A 14,929-nucleotide genomic window follows, 5' to 3' on the forward strand; every position below is an offset into this window, starting at 1 on the left:
CCACGGGAGGCCTACATCTGGCTGGAGCGCCTCCACAGGTTCTGGAGCCAGCGCCTGGACGCGCTGGCCACCGAACTCTCGCGCGGCAAGCGTGAGCGCCGCCGGCAGCCTGAGGACAGTGCCGGGACGCCGCCTCCAGGCAGCCCACCGTCTACGGAGAGCGAGGAAGAACCGTGATCGACATCGTCAACCAGATCAACGCCACCCACCGAGAGGTCGGCGACCATCCGCTCACCACCGGCGAGGGGCGTTCGCTGCTGCTGCGCCGCACGTACGACGCCACGATCGACGACGTCTGGAACGCCTGCACCGACCCCGCGAGGATCGGCCGGTGGCTGGCCCCGATCGACGGCGACCTGCGGCTCGGCGGCACGTACCAGCTCAAGGGCAACGCCGGCGGCACGATCCTGCGCTGCGAGGAGCCCACCCTGATCAAGGTGACCTGGGCCCTGGGGGAGGGCATGCTCACCGAGGTCGAGGTGCGCCTCGCGCCGGGCGACGGCGGCGGCACCGTCCTGGAGCTGGTGCACTCCTCGCCCGCCGAGATCGTCGACGAGCTGGTGCGCACGTACGGGCCCGGCGGCACGATCGGGATCGGCGGCGGCTGGGACCTCACGCTGCTCGGCCTCGACCTCCACCTCCGCGGCGTCACGTTCGACCCCGCGACCTGGGAGGACACCTCGGAGGCCAAGGAGTTCGCCACGCGGAGCTGCCATGCCTGGGGCGCCGCGATCCAGGCCGCCTGGGGAACCAGCGACGAGGACATCGCCGCGGCGATCGCGTTCGGGGTGCAGCAGTTCGCGCCGGAGCAGGGCGGCTGACCGATGGCCGACAACCTCGCCACCACCACGGTCGCCGAGCCGACCAGGGCGCTGCTGATCTCCGGAATCGTCGCCGGCCCGCTCTACATCGTCGTGGTCCTGCTGCAGATGCTCACCAGGGACGGGTACGACATCAGCCGGCACCCGGCCAGCATGCTGAGCAACGGCGCGCAGGGCTGGATCCAGATCGCCAACTTCATGGCCACCGGCCTGCTGTTCGTGGCGTGCGCGATCGGGCTGCGCCAGGTGCTCCGCCGGACGGCCGGGCCGGGGCGTACGTGGGGGCCGCTGCTGATCGGCGTCCTCGGCGCGGGGATGGTCGCCGCGGCGTTCTTCTCCGCCGACCCCTCCGACGGTTTCCCGCCGGGGACCCCCGCCGGGCCGCCGACGACCGTGAGCGTGAGCGGGATGATGCACTTCCTCGTCGCCGGAATCGCCTTCCTCGCGCTGATCGCCGCGTGCTTCGTGTTCGCCCGGAGGTTCGCCGCGGCCGGCAACCGGAGTTGGGCGACCTTCAGCGCGGTGACGGGGGCGCTCTTCCTGGCGGGCTGGGTCTCGGTGTTCGCGTTGCAGGGTTCCCGGGCGGCCAACATCGCCTTCGCCGTCGCGATCGCGCTCGTCCTGATCTGGACGTCGCTGCTGGCCGCACGCCTGCTCACCCGGCCGGACGGGGACTGAGGGCCTCCCGTTCGCACCCACGCCTCCTCCCCCAGGCCGGCGACGGCGTCCACCGCCGGCCTGGGGGAGGAGGGCGGCGGCGCGGGCGGGCGCCTCCTCAGGGAACCACCCGACGAGGTACGCGGCCTGCGTCCTGACCGGGGGGTCCGCATCGGACAGCAGCCCGCTGGGGGCGCTGTCCACCCCGGCCGGGAGACGCCCTTCCTCGTAGCCGAGGGCCAGGGAGGCGAGCAGGGCCAGGATGGTTCTCGGGGCCGGGGGTGGACTGGTGGGCGGCCAGACGGGCCAGGAACGGCACCGCGTGCGGAGCCGGCCGCGTGCTACGCCCTGCGGGCACGAGCCCCAGGCGCCGCCACCGCGGTCATCGGGGCTCTCCCTTGGCGGCGAGTTGATCTCCGACGTACAGCAGGGCGTGGACGAGCGCGGGGATCTGGTCGGCGATGAGCTCCACCATCGCATTGGGGGTGTCGCTTCGGTCGGTGTACGTACTGCGAGCGGCGGCGAGTGCGTTGAGCGCTTCCTGCTTGTGATCCACAGGTCCGGGACTGTCGCTCATGATCATCTCTCTCTGCATGGGGAGAGTTGCGTGATCATCCTACCAAGGCGATCTATGGAAGTGACTGTGACCATGACGTGATACCGCCTGCCGTAGCGACACCTGCCGGACCGAGGCGGGACGTGCCCGGCGCGGACGGCCGACCCGCCGGAACATGCCCGTCCTGACCTGGATCGATATGGATTCCCGTATCGGCTCGTGAGCGATACCAATATTGGACACCACATGATCGGCTCTGCTCTGCTGGGCGGGATCGACGTCCACCGCCGCGCAGTGAAAGCAGGTATCGCCCGCATGTCCTTCGAGTTGTCCGTCCCGTCCCGCCGTGCGCTGCTGGCGGCCGCGACGCTCCTGCCGCTGGCCGGGCGCGCGGCGGAGGCGTCGGCCGCCGAGCCCAAGGCGGCACGCGACCACTACGCCCGCGCGGCCCGGCTGGCCGGCGACGATCCGGTGTCGCGGGCCCTCGTCAGGGCCCTCACCCCGGGCAGCCAGGCGCCGTCCGTGCGGGCTCCGAAGCCGCTGCGGATCTTCGACAACGTGGCGGTGCTGAGCACCGGCTTCGTCTCGGCCACGGCGGTCCTCACGTCCGCCGGCGTGATCCTCATCGACGCGCTGAGCTCGCCGGACGAGGCCAGGAAGGTCATCGTCCCGGGGCTGCGTTCCGTGGGAGTGGACCCTTCGACGATCAAGTACGTGGTCGCCGCCCACGGTCACAGCGACCACTTCGGCGGCGCCCAGTACCTCGCCGACCGGTACGGCGCCCGCGTCATGATGGCCCGGGCCGACTGGGACCTCGTCGCCGCCGGCTCCCCGGCCCACGCCCCCGACCGGGACCTGGAGATCGCCGACGGCGGGCGGCTGACGCTCGGCGACACGACGGTCACCCTCCACCACACGCCCGGTCACACCCCGGGCACCGTCTCGCCGATCTTCCCCGTGCGCTGGAAGGGCCGGCGGTTTACCGCGATGTTGTGGGGCGGCACGAACCCGCCCACGGCTACCGCGGACAAGCGGACCTATCTCTCCTCCGTGCTCTCGTTCGCCGCCCGGATGAGGCGGGCGGGCGTGGACGTCGAGCTCAACAATCACGGGCAGAGCGACCACGGCCTGGCCCGGATGGAGGAGTTGCGCGGGGGGTCCGGCGGGAACCCGTTCGTCATCGGGCGTGACCGGGCGCAGCGCTTCATGCGGGTCATGGAGGCGATGTTGCGCGGCCGCATCGCCTCGGACCAGGGGCGGTAGGCCGGCGCCACGAAACGCCGGCCGCGGCAAACCAGTTGTCGCCGGATCCGTCGGGGACCTAACTTGTGCTGATCGACGTCTCGGGGAGGATCTCGCGTGCTGGCAGCCGACGTACATGCCTATCTCAGGTCAATGGCAGGGCCGCAGGCCCGGCGGACCGGGCCGTTCCTGGCCCGCATCGACGAGCATGACGACGCGCTCCCGTTCAACTACGCCATCCCCGACGACGACAGCGCGCCCACCTCTGACGAGGTCGCCGGGCTGGTCGCGCTGTTCCGCGAGCGGGGCCGGACGCCGCGGCTGGAATACGTGCCGGCCGCCGCGCCCAAGGTGGAGGACGCGCTGCTCGCGGCCGGGTTCACGCCCGAGGCCCGCTACCCGCTGCTGGTGTGCTCGCCGGACGAGGTGGCGGATGCGGACGGGCCGGGGGCGGTACGGGTCGAGCTCGTACGTGACGAGCCGCGGCTCCGGCAGGTCGCCGTGGTGATGAACGAGGCGTTCGAGGCCCCGGAGGCGAACGACCACGACGTCGCGCGCCTCCGGGGGGTCCTGGACGGCGGTGGGCTCGTGGCCGCCGCCGTGGACGCGGAGACCGGTGAGGTCGTCGGCGGCGGTCAGGTCGGGAGCCCGCATCAGGGCGTCGCCGAGGTCGCCGGCATCGCGGTGCGCAAGCCGTACCGGCGCCGGGGGATCGGGCGGGCGGTCACGGCGGCGCTGACGCGTGCGGCGGCGGGCCCCGAGGTCGCGACGCTCTACCTCACGCCCGCCGACGACGCCGCCGCCCAGGTCTATGCCCGCGTCGGCTACCGCAAGGTGGGCGAGGCGCTGTTCATCTCGCTCCGCTGAGCACCGTCCGAGCGCCCTCGCTCCGCTGAGCACCATCCGAGGGTCCTGCCTCCGCTGAGCACCACGTTGCCCGCCTTCGGCGGCGCCGTCCGGGTGAGTTCGGCGGGCATGAGGCTCACCCCCTCTTCCGCGCGAACGGGTCGGGCAGGTCGAAGTCGGCGCTGACCAGGTCCTGGTCGAGGACCGCGCCGGCGACGGTGCCGCTCGCGGCGGCGCTGACCACGGCGGCCAGCGGCACCGGTACGGTGGCCCGCCGCGCCATGTCGCCCGCCGCGTACACGCCGGGCACGCTGGTCCGGCCGAACTCGTCCACCTCCACGCACCCGTCGGGGAAGGACGCGCAGCCGAGGAGGGCGGCCAGCCCGGACCGCTGGCGGGGCACGTTGACGACGAACACCGCCGCCCTGGCCAGCGGCGGGCCGCTCTCGAACACGATCTGGTCGAGCCGGTCGCCCGTCGCCTCCAGGCGGGCGACGGCCTCGCAGCGCACGGTGACCCCCGCGGCCTCCAGCCTGGCCCTCGCGGTGGCGTCGAGCGGCGCGCCTTCGGTGCACAGGGCGACGTCGCCGGCGAAGCGGCTGAGTTGCAGCGCCAGCCGTACGCGGGCCGGGTCCGCGCCGATCACCGCGACCGGCTCGCCGGTGCACTCGTAGCCGTGGCAGTACGGGCAGTGGAAGGCGGAGCGGCCCCACAGCGCCTCGACGCCGCGCGGGCCGGGGAGCTCGTCGGCCAGCCCGGTGGCCAGCAGGAGCCGCCGCGCGTCCACCGTCCCCCCGCCCGCCTGCTCCAGCCGGAACACGCCGCCGCCCACGACGCGGACGCCGGCGACCGCTTCCTCCCGGATCACGACCGACGGGTAGGCGGCCAGTTCCTTGCGGCCGAGCTCGCGCAGCTCGCCGGGGGGAGTGCCGTCGCGGGTCAGGAAGTTGTGCACCGCCTCGGCCGGCGCGTTGCGGCCGGGCCCGGCGTCGGTCAGGAGGACCGGGCGGTGGGCGCGGCCCAGGGTGAGCGCGGCGGCCATGCCGGCCGGGCCGCCGCCGACTATCGCGACGTCGTACATGCCTGCGTGCATGTCAGGCCTCCGTTCGGTTGACGTGGAGGCAAGTCTGCAAGTTAATGTCAACATGAGGTCAAGCGAATCGATGCGGATCGGGGAGCTCGCCGAGCGCTTCGATCTCGCCCCGCACGTCCTGCGCCACTGGGAGGCGATGGGCCTGCTGACGCCGGCCGCCCGCGTGAACGGGCGCCGCCGCTACACCCGTGACCACGTCGTGCGCGTTCTGACGATCATCCGGGCCAAGGCGGGCGGGATGAGCCTGGACCAGATCCGGGAGGTGCTCGACGCCACCGGCCGGGCCGAGCGCCGCGCGCTCCTCCAGGCGCAGCACGCCGAGCTGGAACGCAAGCTTCAGGAGATCGCGGCGTCGAAGCGGCTGATCGAGCACCTCATGGAGTGCGGCGCGGAGGACTTCACCCAGTGCCCCGACTACCGGCGCATGGTCGAGAGCGCCACCGCGCCGCACGACCAGCCCGGGGACACGTGCGTGATCTGACCGGCACCGGCTCCCACCCCGGCCTTCCGCCGGAGGGGAGGCTCGGCCTTCCGCCGGAGGGGAGGCTCGGCCTTCCGCCGGAGGGGAGGCTCGGGTCAGCTGCCGGAGGGCAGGCTCGGGTCAGCTGCCGCGCAGGCCCGTGCGCAGCCGGCCGTAGGCCTTGAGCACCCGGTCCGCGGGCCGGAGCAGGCGCGGGCTGCTCAGCACGGTGTTGCGCAGGCCCCGGATCGGGGTCCGGCGCACCCAGTGCAGGCCCGCCGACACGGTCGGCCGGGCGAGCCGCCCCTCGGCGACCTCGAACTCGCCGTTCTTGAGCTTGTCCTTGTACTCCTTGTCGCCCCGGCCCATGTCCACGACGAGAATCCCGGCGCGCGCCGCCTCCCTCGCCATGGCGAGATGCTGGATGAGACCGGGCGAGTAGCGGGCGAAGGCGAGGTCGTAGGCGGGGAACCAGCCGGCCAGCACGGTGTCGCTGCGCAGGCCGAAATGGCCGGCGACGGGCCGGTCGCCGGCGTAGAGCATGTCGAGCACGCCCGCGAAGCCCGGGGTGTCGACGCGGAGCAGGTCGTGGACCAGGCGGGTGATCCACGGTTGCGCGAAGCGGTCGGTGCGGCCGGTGCGCTGGTATTGCCGGCTCTTCCAGTCGAGCAGCGTGCCCAGGACGGCCGGGTCGGCGACGCCGAAGTCGTGCCGCACCTCGCCGGCGTCGCGCCCCAGCTTTCGCTCCTTGTAGGCGGTGGACCGGTAGGTCTTGCCGGAGGTCCGGGTGAGGTGGGCCAGATAGGCGTCGTATCCGCCGCGCAGGTCGATGATCGGCGAGGGGTGGCGGCTGGCGTGGTGGGCGGGGAACTGGTCGGGCCGCAGGTGGTCGAACTCCCACACGCTCAGGCCGCACGCGCTGAGCAGGCGGGCCGGTTCGAGCTCGACGCCGGGGGCCAGGATTGCGCCCTGCGCGTCGGTCAGGCCCGCGCCGACGGGCTTGCCGGTGCCGAACCGGTGGCGCTCGAACGGGAAGAAGCCCACGATCCGGCCGCCGTCCTCGATCACGGCGATCCGTACGTACGGCCGCTGCCGCGCGACCGCGACCGTGAACTCCGGGCACAGGAACGGGTTGACCAGCCCGGGCCCCGCTCCCAGCAGGGCCCGCCAGGCGTCCAGCTCGCCGGCCCCGAGGTCGGAGGCGGCGACGACGGTGATCCTCATCGGTCGCCCACCGCGTCGCGCGGGCGGGAGGCCCGCCCGGTGCGTTCGTACAGGGAGATCGCGTACGAGCGGTCGGCGTGCGGCATGACGCGCTCCCCGATCGGCCGCAGCGGCGCGGCCAGGGAGAAGTGGCGGTGCAGCCGCCTGGACTCGGGCCACGGATGGGAGGCCACCAGCACGCCGCCGGGGCTCAGCAGGCCGCTCAGCCGGTGCGACACCTGGCGCAGGATGCGGCCGTTGCCCACGTAGTAGAGCATCTCGGTGCAGATCACCAGGTCGAACTGCCCGGTGGGCGCCTGGTGGCGGATGTCCAGGCATTCGAAGCGGGCCGGCGAGGAGGCCCGGACGGTCGCGCTGCGCACGGCCTGGGAGGAGACGTCCACGCCGACCGTCTCCGCGCCCGGATGGGACAGGGCCACGAGATCGGTGAAGAAGCCCTCGCTGCAGCCGACGTCGAGGATGCGGCCGTAGTCGCGCCGGGGCAGGCACGAGAGCAGCGCGGCGTGCCGGTCTTTCTCATAGGTGTCGCTGGTGTAGTGCCACGGGTCCTGTTTGCGGTGCCACCAGTCGAAGTAGCGGCGCACCGAGGCCTGCGCGCTCGCGGTGGGAAGACGGGACAGCAGGCCGAAGAATGCGCGATGGAGGGCGTCGCCCGCCTTGGCCATGTCGCTCCTTGGGATCGCATCCGGGCCGACGGCGGGCGCGGGGGCAGGACTGACGCGCCTGACGCGGCCGGAACGGGGGCATGAACCACAAGCTACTACACGTGTAATAGTTATGCGCGCCCGCCGATCGCGTCCCCTCTCCGTTCTATTACAGATGTCGTAAATTTGGCGGGTGCGATCCGAACCGCTTGGCAGAAGTGGCGTGGGTACGCGCTCGAACGCTCAGTACAGGATGATCGGGGTGCAGTCGATGTCGCGTCGGAAGCTGGGACAGCTGGAGGCCGAGGTGCTCGCCGTGCTGGCCGGCGCCGAAGGGTTCCTCTCACCGGCCGACATCTGTGACCGGCTGGAGGGCGATCCGGCCTACACCACGGTGAACACGATCCTGTTCCGGCTGCTGGACAAGAACATGGTGGACCGCGAGAAGCGGGGGCGGGCCTACGGCTACCGGCTGACCGCCGACGAATCGGGGCTGGCGGCGGAGCGCATGTTCGGCCACCTGCGCCTGGCGCACAACCCGTCGGCGGTGCTCAGCCAGTTCGTCCACGGCCTGAGCCCCATGGAGGAGGAAGCCCTGCGCGCGCTGCTCGACGAGCCGGGGAGCCGGCCGTGAACCTGACGACGTACGCGCCCACGGTGCTGCTGGCCCTCGGCACCCTCGTCGTGGCCTGGCGGCAGCCGCGCATGCACCCCGCCTGGACGGCCCGGATCCTGCTCCTGCTCACCGGCGCCTCCGCGCTGGCCGTGCTGGGGTCGCTGGCCTTCCTCGTCGTGCTGGCGATCAGCACGCAGTCGCCCGCCCAGGCCACCCTGGCCGGCCGCGCCCTGGCCGATCACGGCCGGGTCCCCCTTCCCGTGGGGGTGTCCGCCGCCGCCCTCCTGGTGCTCATCGCCGTGGCGGTGGGGCATACGGTGCTGAAGTGGCGCGCCGAGTTCCGCGACGCCAGGGCTCTCGGAACGGGCGTCGTCCCCGGCGACCGGCCCTTCGCCCTGGCCGTGCCGGGCCGCGACGGCGGGGTGGTGCTCTCCCGGGGGCTGGTCGAGCTGCTGTCCCGGCGCGAGCTCGAGGTCGTCCTCCGGCACGAGGCCGCCCACATCCGGCGCCGGCACCATCTCTACCTGATGGCCGGCTCGGCCTGCACCCGCGTCTTCCCCGGCCTCGCGTATCCGTACCGGGCGCTGCGCTACGCCCTGGAGCGCTGGGCCGACGAGGACGCCGCCCGCGCGGTGGGCGATCGGGTGCTGACCGCCCGCACGATCGCCCGGGTGGCGCTGGCGCAGGCGAACGACTCCCGGGGGCCCACCCTGGCCGGCCCGCACCGCACCCGCCGGGGGCTCGCCCTGGCCGGATCGCACGTCACCCGGCGGGTCCAGGCACTGCTGGAGCAGACGCCCCCGAACTCCCGTTTCACCGGGCCGGTCCTGCTCGGGGGCGCGTGGATGGCCACCGGCGGCGCCATCTCCCCCACCCTCACCCATCACGTCAGCCTGATGCTCCTCCTCGTGTGAGCGCGCCGGTCGGGCCGGTCAGGTGCGGACGGGGAGGCTGGTGAGAGCTCGCTTGAAACCCGGCTGCCAGCCGATCTCGCCGGCGGGCACGGCCAGCTCCAGGGCCGGGAACCGGTCGAGGAGGGCGGTGAGCGCGATCTGCGTCTCGGCGCGGGCCAGCGCCGCCCCCAGGCAGTAGTGGATGCCGTGCCCGAACCCGAGATGGCCGTTGTCCTGGCGGCGGAGGTCGAGCCGGTCGGGCCGGTCGAAGCGGCGCGGGTCCCGGTTGGCCGCCGCGTACACCACCTGCACCGCCTCCCCCTCCGGGATGGTCACGCCGCCGATCTCCACGGGCTCCAGGGTGTAGCGCATGACGGCGATCTCGGCGGGCCCGCCGTAGCGCAGGAACTCCTCCACCGCCTCGGGGACGGCCCCGAGTTCGAGGGAGCGGGTGAGCAGCAGCCAGGCGCTCTGGCTGATGAGCCCGACCGTGGTCTCGTGGCCGGCGACCAGGATGCTGATGGACATGGAGATCAACTCCTCGTCGCTGAGCCGGTCGCCGTCGTCCTCCTGCACGCGTACCAGCCCGGACAGCAGGTCGCCGGCCGGGGCGGCCCTCTTGGCGGCGATCAGCCCGCGCATGTAGCCGACCAGCCCCCTGGCCCCGGACGCGATCCGGTCGAGGTCGGGGGCGCCGAGGTCGGCGGCCCAGGCCCGCCAGGTGTCGCGGTCCGCCGCCGGGACGCCGAGCAGCTCGCAGATGACCTGGATCGGCAGCGGGTACGCGAACCGCTCGATGAGGTCGAACTCCACCGGCAGGCCGGACAGCAGTTCACCGGCGATCTCCTGGATCCGGGGGCGCAGGTGTTCGATCCTGCGGGCGGTGAACTCGCGTGACACGAGCCGGCGCAGCCGGGTGTGGTCCGGCGGGTCGTACACGCCCAGGGTGTGCATCAGGTATGGCGCCACGTCCGCCGGCAGCCCGGCGGCCGCGGCCAGGTCGATCTTGGCCTGTTTGGTGACGTCGCTGCTGAACCGGGGGTCGGTCAGCACCGTGACGCTCTCCGGATAGCCGGTCACCAGCCAGATGGGGGTGCCGTCCACGTACGTGCCCGGACGGACCGGGCCGTCCTCGGCCAGGCCGGTCAGGAACGCGTCCCGGTCGGTGGCGGTCAGCAGGCCGGTGATGCTGGTCATGGTCGCTCCAATGTGGGGAGGATCGGCGCCTTCACGGTGCGCCCCGCTCTTTCCTGACCGCGTCCCAGGCGGCGAGGGCCCGGTCGTCGGCGAACAGGCCACGCGTGAAGATCTCTATGGCGGCCCTGGAGTACTGCAACGTCGCGTCCGTGCCGTGCAGGTCGGCCACGCCCAGCACCCGGGACAGGTGCTCGCCGAAGGCCAGCGGGGCCAGCAGCCACGTCACGTAGATCGCCGCCCGGGCCCGCGGGTCCTCGCTGGGGTGCGCCCACCCCTCGCGCACGCCCTCCTCCAGCCACCGCCCGGTCACCTCGACGATCTCGTCGAACAGGGCGGCGGCCGCCGGCGTGCCGTCGAGGAACGCGCGCGCCAGGTAACGCCGCACGGAGGTGCCCGCGTCCAGCAGCGCCCCCAGCCCCGCCGCGTCGTCCAGCGCCTCCACCCCCGGGCCGCCGCGCACCAGCGAGATCACGTAGGCGTCGCACTCCTCGCGCAGCCCCTCCTTGGTGCCGAAATGGTGCAGCACGAGAGCATGGGACACGCCGGCCCGGGCGGCGACCGCCCGCAGGCTGACCCGGTTGACGCCCTCGGCGCCGAACAGCTCCAGGGCCGCGTTCCTGATCCGGGCCCGCGCCGTGAGGTCGTCGTTATTTGCTGACCGCATGATCAGCATACTAACCAAATGGTCAGCCATCGGCAAGAACGGAGACCGTCGCGACGGCGCACTAAGCTCAAGGGCTGTGCTGCGAAGGGTGACGGCCTGGCTGGCGGTGGCGCTCCTGCCGCTCGCCGGATGCGGCGACGCGCCCCGATCCGCGCCCGCGTCCGGGTCCCCGTCCACGACGGTCTCCCCCGCCCCCACGAGCCCGGCACCGCGCCATGCCGAAGGCGGGCGGGCCGACGACATCGACGGCGACGGCCGCGCGGATCTGGTCGTCGAGGTCGGCGACCGGCGCGGGGACCGGCGCCACCTCGTGGCCGTCCACGGCTCGTCCCGGGGCCTGGGCCGGGGCGAACGCACGGTGATCCCGCCGGACACGTTCCTCTCCTGGCAGATCGACTCCGGCATCAGGGCCGACCTCGACGGCGACGGCTTCGGTGACGTGCTGGGATACGGCCGGCCGGGCGACCGCGACGAGCGGATGCGCCCGTACGTCATGTGGGGCGATCCGCGCGGCCTCGGGGCCGGGAGGCCGCCGACCCCGGTGCCGCTGCCCGCCGAGAGCGACGTGGCGACCTACCGGGCCGTCGCCGGTGACTTCGACGGCGACGGCGCCGCCGACGTGGCGATGTCCAGCCCGCCCGGCAGCGGCCGGACCGACACGAACCTGGCGGTCCTGTACGGCCCGTTCGGCCGCGACGGGAGCCCGAGCCGCCGGAGCGTCCAGCCGTCGCCGACCGGCGGGGAGTTCTGGCGGATGAGCGTGGACCGGATCGACGGGCGGCGCGCGACAGGGCTGATCGTGTACGAGGGCGACGACGGCGAGCAGACCGCCGGCTGGCTGCTCAGCGCCGGGCCCGGCGGCCTGGCGAAGACGGGCCGCCGGCTGAACCCGGGCATGTCCGCCGCGTTCGGCGACTTCGACGGCGACGGCACGCGGGACGTGGCCGTCGGCGACGACGGCAGCCGCAACAACGAGCCCGGCTACGAGACGGAGGAGCCCTCGGTCGACAGGACGCTGACCCTCTACTACGGGGACGGCCGCACGGAGGCGTTCAAGGGCACCGCGGGCCGGGCGGTCGCCGGCGACTTCGACGGTGACGGCCGCGACGACCTCGCCTTCGGCGGCTCCGCCAGTGCCCCGGCCCGCCCGGTCCGGATGTTCTGGGGCGGCGCGGGCGGCCTGCGCGCCGGCGGCGCCGTCGGCGGGGTGGGCCTGGCCGTGCCGCTGACGTCGGGGGACTACGACGGCGACGGGGACGACGAGCTCGCCCTCACCGCGGGTGAGGACGGCCTCGAAGTCGTCGTGACGGACGGCCGGAAGGTGCTGACCCGGTTCGGTCTGTCCCCGTGAGCAGGGTCACGAACCGGCCGCTAGGGTGATTGATCATCAGATGCCGGCCGGCCGAACGGACGTGGAAATGACCTCTCATGCACCCGTGACCCGCAGGGGCCTGCTCAGGCTCGGCGCGGGAGCCGCCGCGACCGCCGCGCTCGCGGCCGCCGAGCCCGCCTCGGCCGCCGCGGCGGAGGGCCGGTTCGAGCTGACCGCCCCCTCGACCTCGCTGATCTGGAAGAAGGCCCTGTACGACGAGACCGTCCTGCAGTCGTTCGCCTTCGACAACGTCAACGGCCATATCTACACGGTCCAGGTCAAGAACGGCGCCGGCTCCGACGCGGCGGGTGACCTGTGCCTGACCAGGCTCAGCCTGAGCGGCGCGGTCCTCGGCCACATGTACCTCCTGGGCTTCGGCCACGGCGTCCAGATCGGGGTCGAGCCGGCGGGAACGTCGGCGTACCTGTGGACGGAGACCGACGGGGTGAGCGACGGCGAGACCTCTCGGGGCAGCAGGCTGGCCCGGTTCCGGTTCGTCAACGGCCAGACGCTCACGACCACGTCGTCGGCGCTCACGAAGTACACGCTGGTCTCCGGCGCCAACAACACCACGTGCGCGATCGACCCGTCGACCAACCGGCTGATCATGCGTTACCGGGGCGAAAGCACGTTCCGCTACGCGGTGTACTCGCTGGCGGCGGTCAAGGCGGGCACCCCGACGAAGCTGCACGACGTGGCCCAGCCGTCGGGCCTGGGCACCTTCCAGGGGTACGCGGCCTACGGGAACTTCGTCTACATGCTGACCGGCAACGCGTACGGCGAGACGAACCCGCCACCGGGCAACACCTACGTCACCTGCCTGGACCTGCGCACGGGAGAGCAGGTCCAGCGCGCGCGGAGCGTGGCCGGCAAGTCGCTGGACTACCGGGAGCCGGAGGGCATGGCGATCCAGATCGTCTCCGGCGCCCCGCGCCTGTGCCTCGGGCTGGCCTCGGGCGTGGAGAAGGCGCGCCTGGCCAACATCTTCTACAAGACCGAACTCGTCTGACGGCGGGTCAGCGCAGGTTCCGTACCCGGATGCCGTGCGCGTCGGCGCGCTCGGCGCCGGCCGCGTCCACGTTGCTGATCGGGATCAGCCCGCGGACCTGCCCGCCGCGCCCCTCGTCCGTCATGCGGACGATCAGCAGGCCGGGATCGGTGCCGTGCGAGGAGTGCGGGTCGCCGGAGAGCGGGGTCGGGCCGCGCGTCGAGGCGAACACCCAGGCCCGGTCGGGAGACGAGGCGAACAGGTCCACCGTCGGGTCGGCGCTGTACGGCGACGTCAGCGGCACCGTGTTGACGCGGGCGCCGGTGCGGCCGTCGAAGACCTCGACCACGTTGGCGTCGCGGTCGCCCACCCAGACGTGGCGTTCGCGGGCGCTGACAGCGGTCCCGTGGGCGTCGCGCTCGGGTGTGTCGTCGTCGTAGAGCCGCTGCACGGAGGGCGTGTTCGGCGGGTTCGAGGCGGAGTAGCCGCTCCGCGGCAGCCGGAAGACGCTGAACTGGTCGAGATTGGCCGCGGTGCCGCCGCCCCCGTCGCCGAACACGGTGCCCTTCGCCTCGACGAAGCCGCAGCCGTTCGCGGGCACGTGGTCCTGGTCGTACTCCCCCACGACGGCCATCGGCGTGGCCCGCCAGTCCACGACGAACATGCCGCCGCCGCGCAGGCTCACGAAGACGGGGCCGTTGTCGGAGGCGATGAAGGGGCAGATCGGCGCGTTGTCGGGGCGAATGCCCGGTGCCTGGCAGGGCGCGCCGCTCGGGGTGGTGCAGCCCGCCAGGTCGAGCGTGGCCGCGGGCTCCTGGGTGAACGCGCCGGTCGCGTAGTCGGTGCGGATGCGCTCCAGCTTCTTGCCGTTCTGGTTGGCGATGACGAGGTACCGGTCGTCCTCGGTGGGCCACAGGGCGTGCGCCTGCCGGGCCCCGCCCGCGCCCACCTCGGTGGACAGGCAGGCCAGCGGGCGGCGGGCGGCGGCGTCGAAGATCACCACATGGCCGCTGGCGACGAAGGCGAGCGCCGCGTGGGTGTCGGCCTTGTTGAACACGATCATGTGCGGCCGGACCGGGTTGCGCCCGGTGCTCGCCAGGCACAGGGACGACGTGGCGCCCGCCAGGTCGATCACGGCGGCCGGGCGGGCGGCGGACAGCCGACTGGTGACGTCGCCGCCGCCGTAGACGTACACGGTGCCGCCGTGGGTGAGGCCGGCGGTGTCGGACTGGTCGACCAGCCAGATCTCGTAGGAGGGGTCACCGGGGGCCTCGGCCGCCCCCAGGACGAGCGTCATCAGTAGCGCGGCGATCGCGGCACGCCATCTCATGGCGCCTCCCGTCCCGTCTCGATCACGGATTCGAACGCAGTGTCTCCGCGATCTCCCTTCAGGGCAAGGGGCCCGCATGTCTTGACGTAGTCCGCCGGAGCGGCGACGGTCGAGAGCGAGTCCCGTACCCACAACCTCCGGTCACGGTTTCCTGTCAACCATGAGGTAGGCGGCGATGCTGCACAGACTCCTGACCCTGGCGCTCGTGGCGGCCGGTTTGACCGCCGTTCCCGTGGATCCGGCCTATCAGGTGCTGGTGTTCTCCAAGACCGCCGGGTTCCGGCACGACTCGATCCCGGCGGGCCTGCAGGCCATCCGCGACCTCG

At 73.0% G+C, this 14,929-nt stretch carries 16 protein-coding genes; 9 read left to right on the forward strand and 7 right to left on the reverse strand.

Annotated elements, in window-relative coordinates:
* Positions 1-173 precede the first annotated feature (173 nt).
* Together ACBJ59_RS31540 and ACBJ59_RS31545 are read left to right on the forward strand one after the other, a co-directional pair.
* Positions 174-821, forward strand: a complete 648-nt coding sequence (locus ACBJ59_RS31540; protein WP_375113844.1) for an SRPBCC domain-containing protein — start codon at positions 174-176, stop codon at positions 819-821.
* 3 nt (positions 822-824) lie between these two features.
* Positions 825-1,499, forward strand: coding sequence for a DUF998 domain-containing protein (locus ACBJ59_RS31545; protein WP_375113845.1), 675 nt, complete (start codon positions 825-827; stop codon positions 1,497-1,499).
* Between the two features lie 361 nt (positions 1,500-1,860).
* On the opposite strand, the gene ACBJ59_RS31550 is transcribed toward ACBJ59_RS31545, so the two are convergent.
* On the reverse strand, positions 1,861-2,061 hold the full coding sequence (locus ACBJ59_RS31550) for a hypothetical protein (RefSeq protein ID WP_375113846.1): 201 nt from the start codon (positions 2,059-2,061) through the stop codon (positions 1,861-1,863).
* A 219-nt stretch (positions 2,062-2,280) separates the two neighbouring features.
* Here ACBJ59_RS31550 and ACBJ59_RS31555 point away from each other — a divergent pair, with 219 nt between their 5' ends.
* Together ACBJ59_RS31555 and ACBJ59_RS31560 are read left to right on the forward strand one after the other, a co-directional pair.
* Entirely contained in the window at positions 2,281-3,297 is a 1,017-nt protein-coding gene (locus ACBJ59_RS31555; protein WP_375113847.1) for an MBL fold metallo-hydrolase, read from the forward strand.
* Between the two features lie 132 nt (positions 3,298-3,429).
* On the forward strand, positions 3,430-4,143 hold the full coding sequence (locus tag ACBJ59_RS31560; protein ID WP_375113848.1) for a GNAT family N-acetyltransferase: 714 nt from the start codon (positions 3,430-3,432) through the stop codon (positions 4,141-4,143).
* A gap of 115 nt (positions 4,144-4,258) precedes the next feature.
* Here ACBJ59_RS31560 and ACBJ59_RS31565 read toward each other — a convergent pair whose 3' ends face one another.
* Positions 4,259-5,215 carry an NAD(P)/FAD-dependent oxidoreductase gene (locus tag ACBJ59_RS31565; protein WP_375113849.1) on the reverse strand — a complete coding sequence of 319 codons (957 nt, stop codon included), beginning with the start codon at positions 5,213-5,215 and terminating at the stop codon, positions 4,259-4,261.
* Between the two features lie 52 nt (positions 5,216-5,267).
* Here ACBJ59_RS31565 and ACBJ59_RS31570 point away from each other — a divergent pair, with 52 nt between their 5' ends.
* A complete protein-coding gene (locus ACBJ59_RS31570; RefSeq protein WP_375113850.1) occupies positions 5,268-5,696 on the forward strand; it encodes a MerR family transcriptional regulator in 429 nt (142 codons plus the stop codon).
* A gap of 120 nt (positions 5,697-5,816) precedes the next feature.
* Here ACBJ59_RS31570 and ACBJ59_RS31575 read toward each other — a convergent pair whose 3' ends face one another.
* Together ACBJ59_RS31575 and ACBJ59_RS31580 are read right to left on the reverse strand one after the other, a co-directional pair.
* Complete coding sequence (locus ACBJ59_RS31575) at positions 5,817-6,899, reverse strand: GNAT family N-acetyltransferase (protein ID WP_375113851.1); 1,083 nt, start codon at positions 6,897-6,899, stop codon at positions 5,817-5,819.
* Positions 6,896-7,564 (reverse strand): class I SAM-dependent methyltransferase, encoded by a 669-nt coding sequence (locus ACBJ59_RS31580; protein WP_375113852.1) that lies wholly within the window; start codon positions 7,562-7,564, stop codon positions 6,896-6,898. The genes ACBJ59_RS31575 and ACBJ59_RS31580 overlap by 4 nt, the downstream gene beginning before the upstream one ends.
* A gap of 250 nt (positions 7,565-7,814) precedes the next feature.
* Between ACBJ59_RS31580 and ACBJ59_RS31585 the strand changes: the two genes are divergently transcribed.
* Both ACBJ59_RS31585 and ACBJ59_RS31590 read left to right on the forward strand, forming a co-directional pair.
* The gene (locus ACBJ59_RS31585) at positions 7,815-8,177 is read left to right on the forward strand and encodes a BlaI/MecI/CopY family transcriptional regulator (RefSeq protein ID WP_375113853.1); all 363 of its coding nucleotides are present in this window, start codon (positions 7,815-7,817) and stop codon (positions 8,175-8,177) included.
* Positions 8,174-9,073 (forward strand): M56 family metallopeptidase, encoded by a 900-nt coding sequence (locus ACBJ59_RS31590; RefSeq protein WP_375113854.1) that lies wholly within the window; start codon positions 8,174-8,176, stop codon positions 9,071-9,073. Before ACBJ59_RS31585 ends, ACBJ59_RS31590 begins: the two co-directional genes overlap by 4 nt.
* Positions 9,074-9,091: 18 nt before the next feature.
* Here the strand turns inward: ACBJ59_RS31590 and ACBJ59_RS31595 are convergent, their stop codons facing one another.
* A complete protein-coding gene (locus tag ACBJ59_RS31595) occupies positions 9,092-10,249 on the reverse strand; it encodes a cytochrome P450 (protein WP_375113855.1) in 1,158 nt (385 codons plus the stop codon).
* A gap of 31 nt (positions 10,250-10,280) precedes the next feature.
* Positions 10,281-10,913 (reverse strand): TetR/AcrR family transcriptional regulator, encoded by a 633-nt coding sequence (locus ACBJ59_RS31600; protein ID WP_375113856.1) that lies wholly within the window; start codon positions 10,911-10,913, stop codon positions 10,281-10,283.
* 76 nt (positions 10,914-10,989) lie between these two features.
* On the opposite strand from ACBJ59_RS31600, the gene ACBJ59_RS31605 reads away from it, so the two are divergent.
* Entirely contained in the window at positions 10,990-12,264 is a 1,275-nt protein-coding gene (locus ACBJ59_RS31605; RefSeq protein ID WP_375113857.1) for an FG-GAP repeat domain-containing protein, read from the forward strand.
* Positions 12,265-12,349: 85 nt separating this feature from the next.
* Positions 12,350-13,294, forward strand: a complete 945-nt coding sequence (locus ACBJ59_RS31610) for a teichoic acid biosynthesis protein C (protein WP_375113858.1) — start codon at positions 12,350-12,352, stop codon at positions 13,292-13,294.
* Between the two features lie 7 nt (positions 13,295-13,301).
* On the opposite strand, the gene ACBJ59_RS31615 is transcribed toward ACBJ59_RS31610, so the two are convergent.
* Entirely contained in the window at positions 13,302-14,603 is a 1,302-nt protein-coding gene (locus ACBJ59_RS31615; protein ID WP_375113859.1) for a hypothetical protein, read from the reverse strand.
* Between the last annotated feature and the right edge of the window lie 326 nt (positions 14,604-14,929).

Origin of the sequence: Nonomuraea sp. MTCD27 (assembly GCF_041950495.1) — a bacterium.
Taxonomy (GTDB): domain Bacteria; phylum Actinomycetota; class Actinomycetes; order Streptosporangiales; family Streptosporangiaceae; genus Nonomuraea.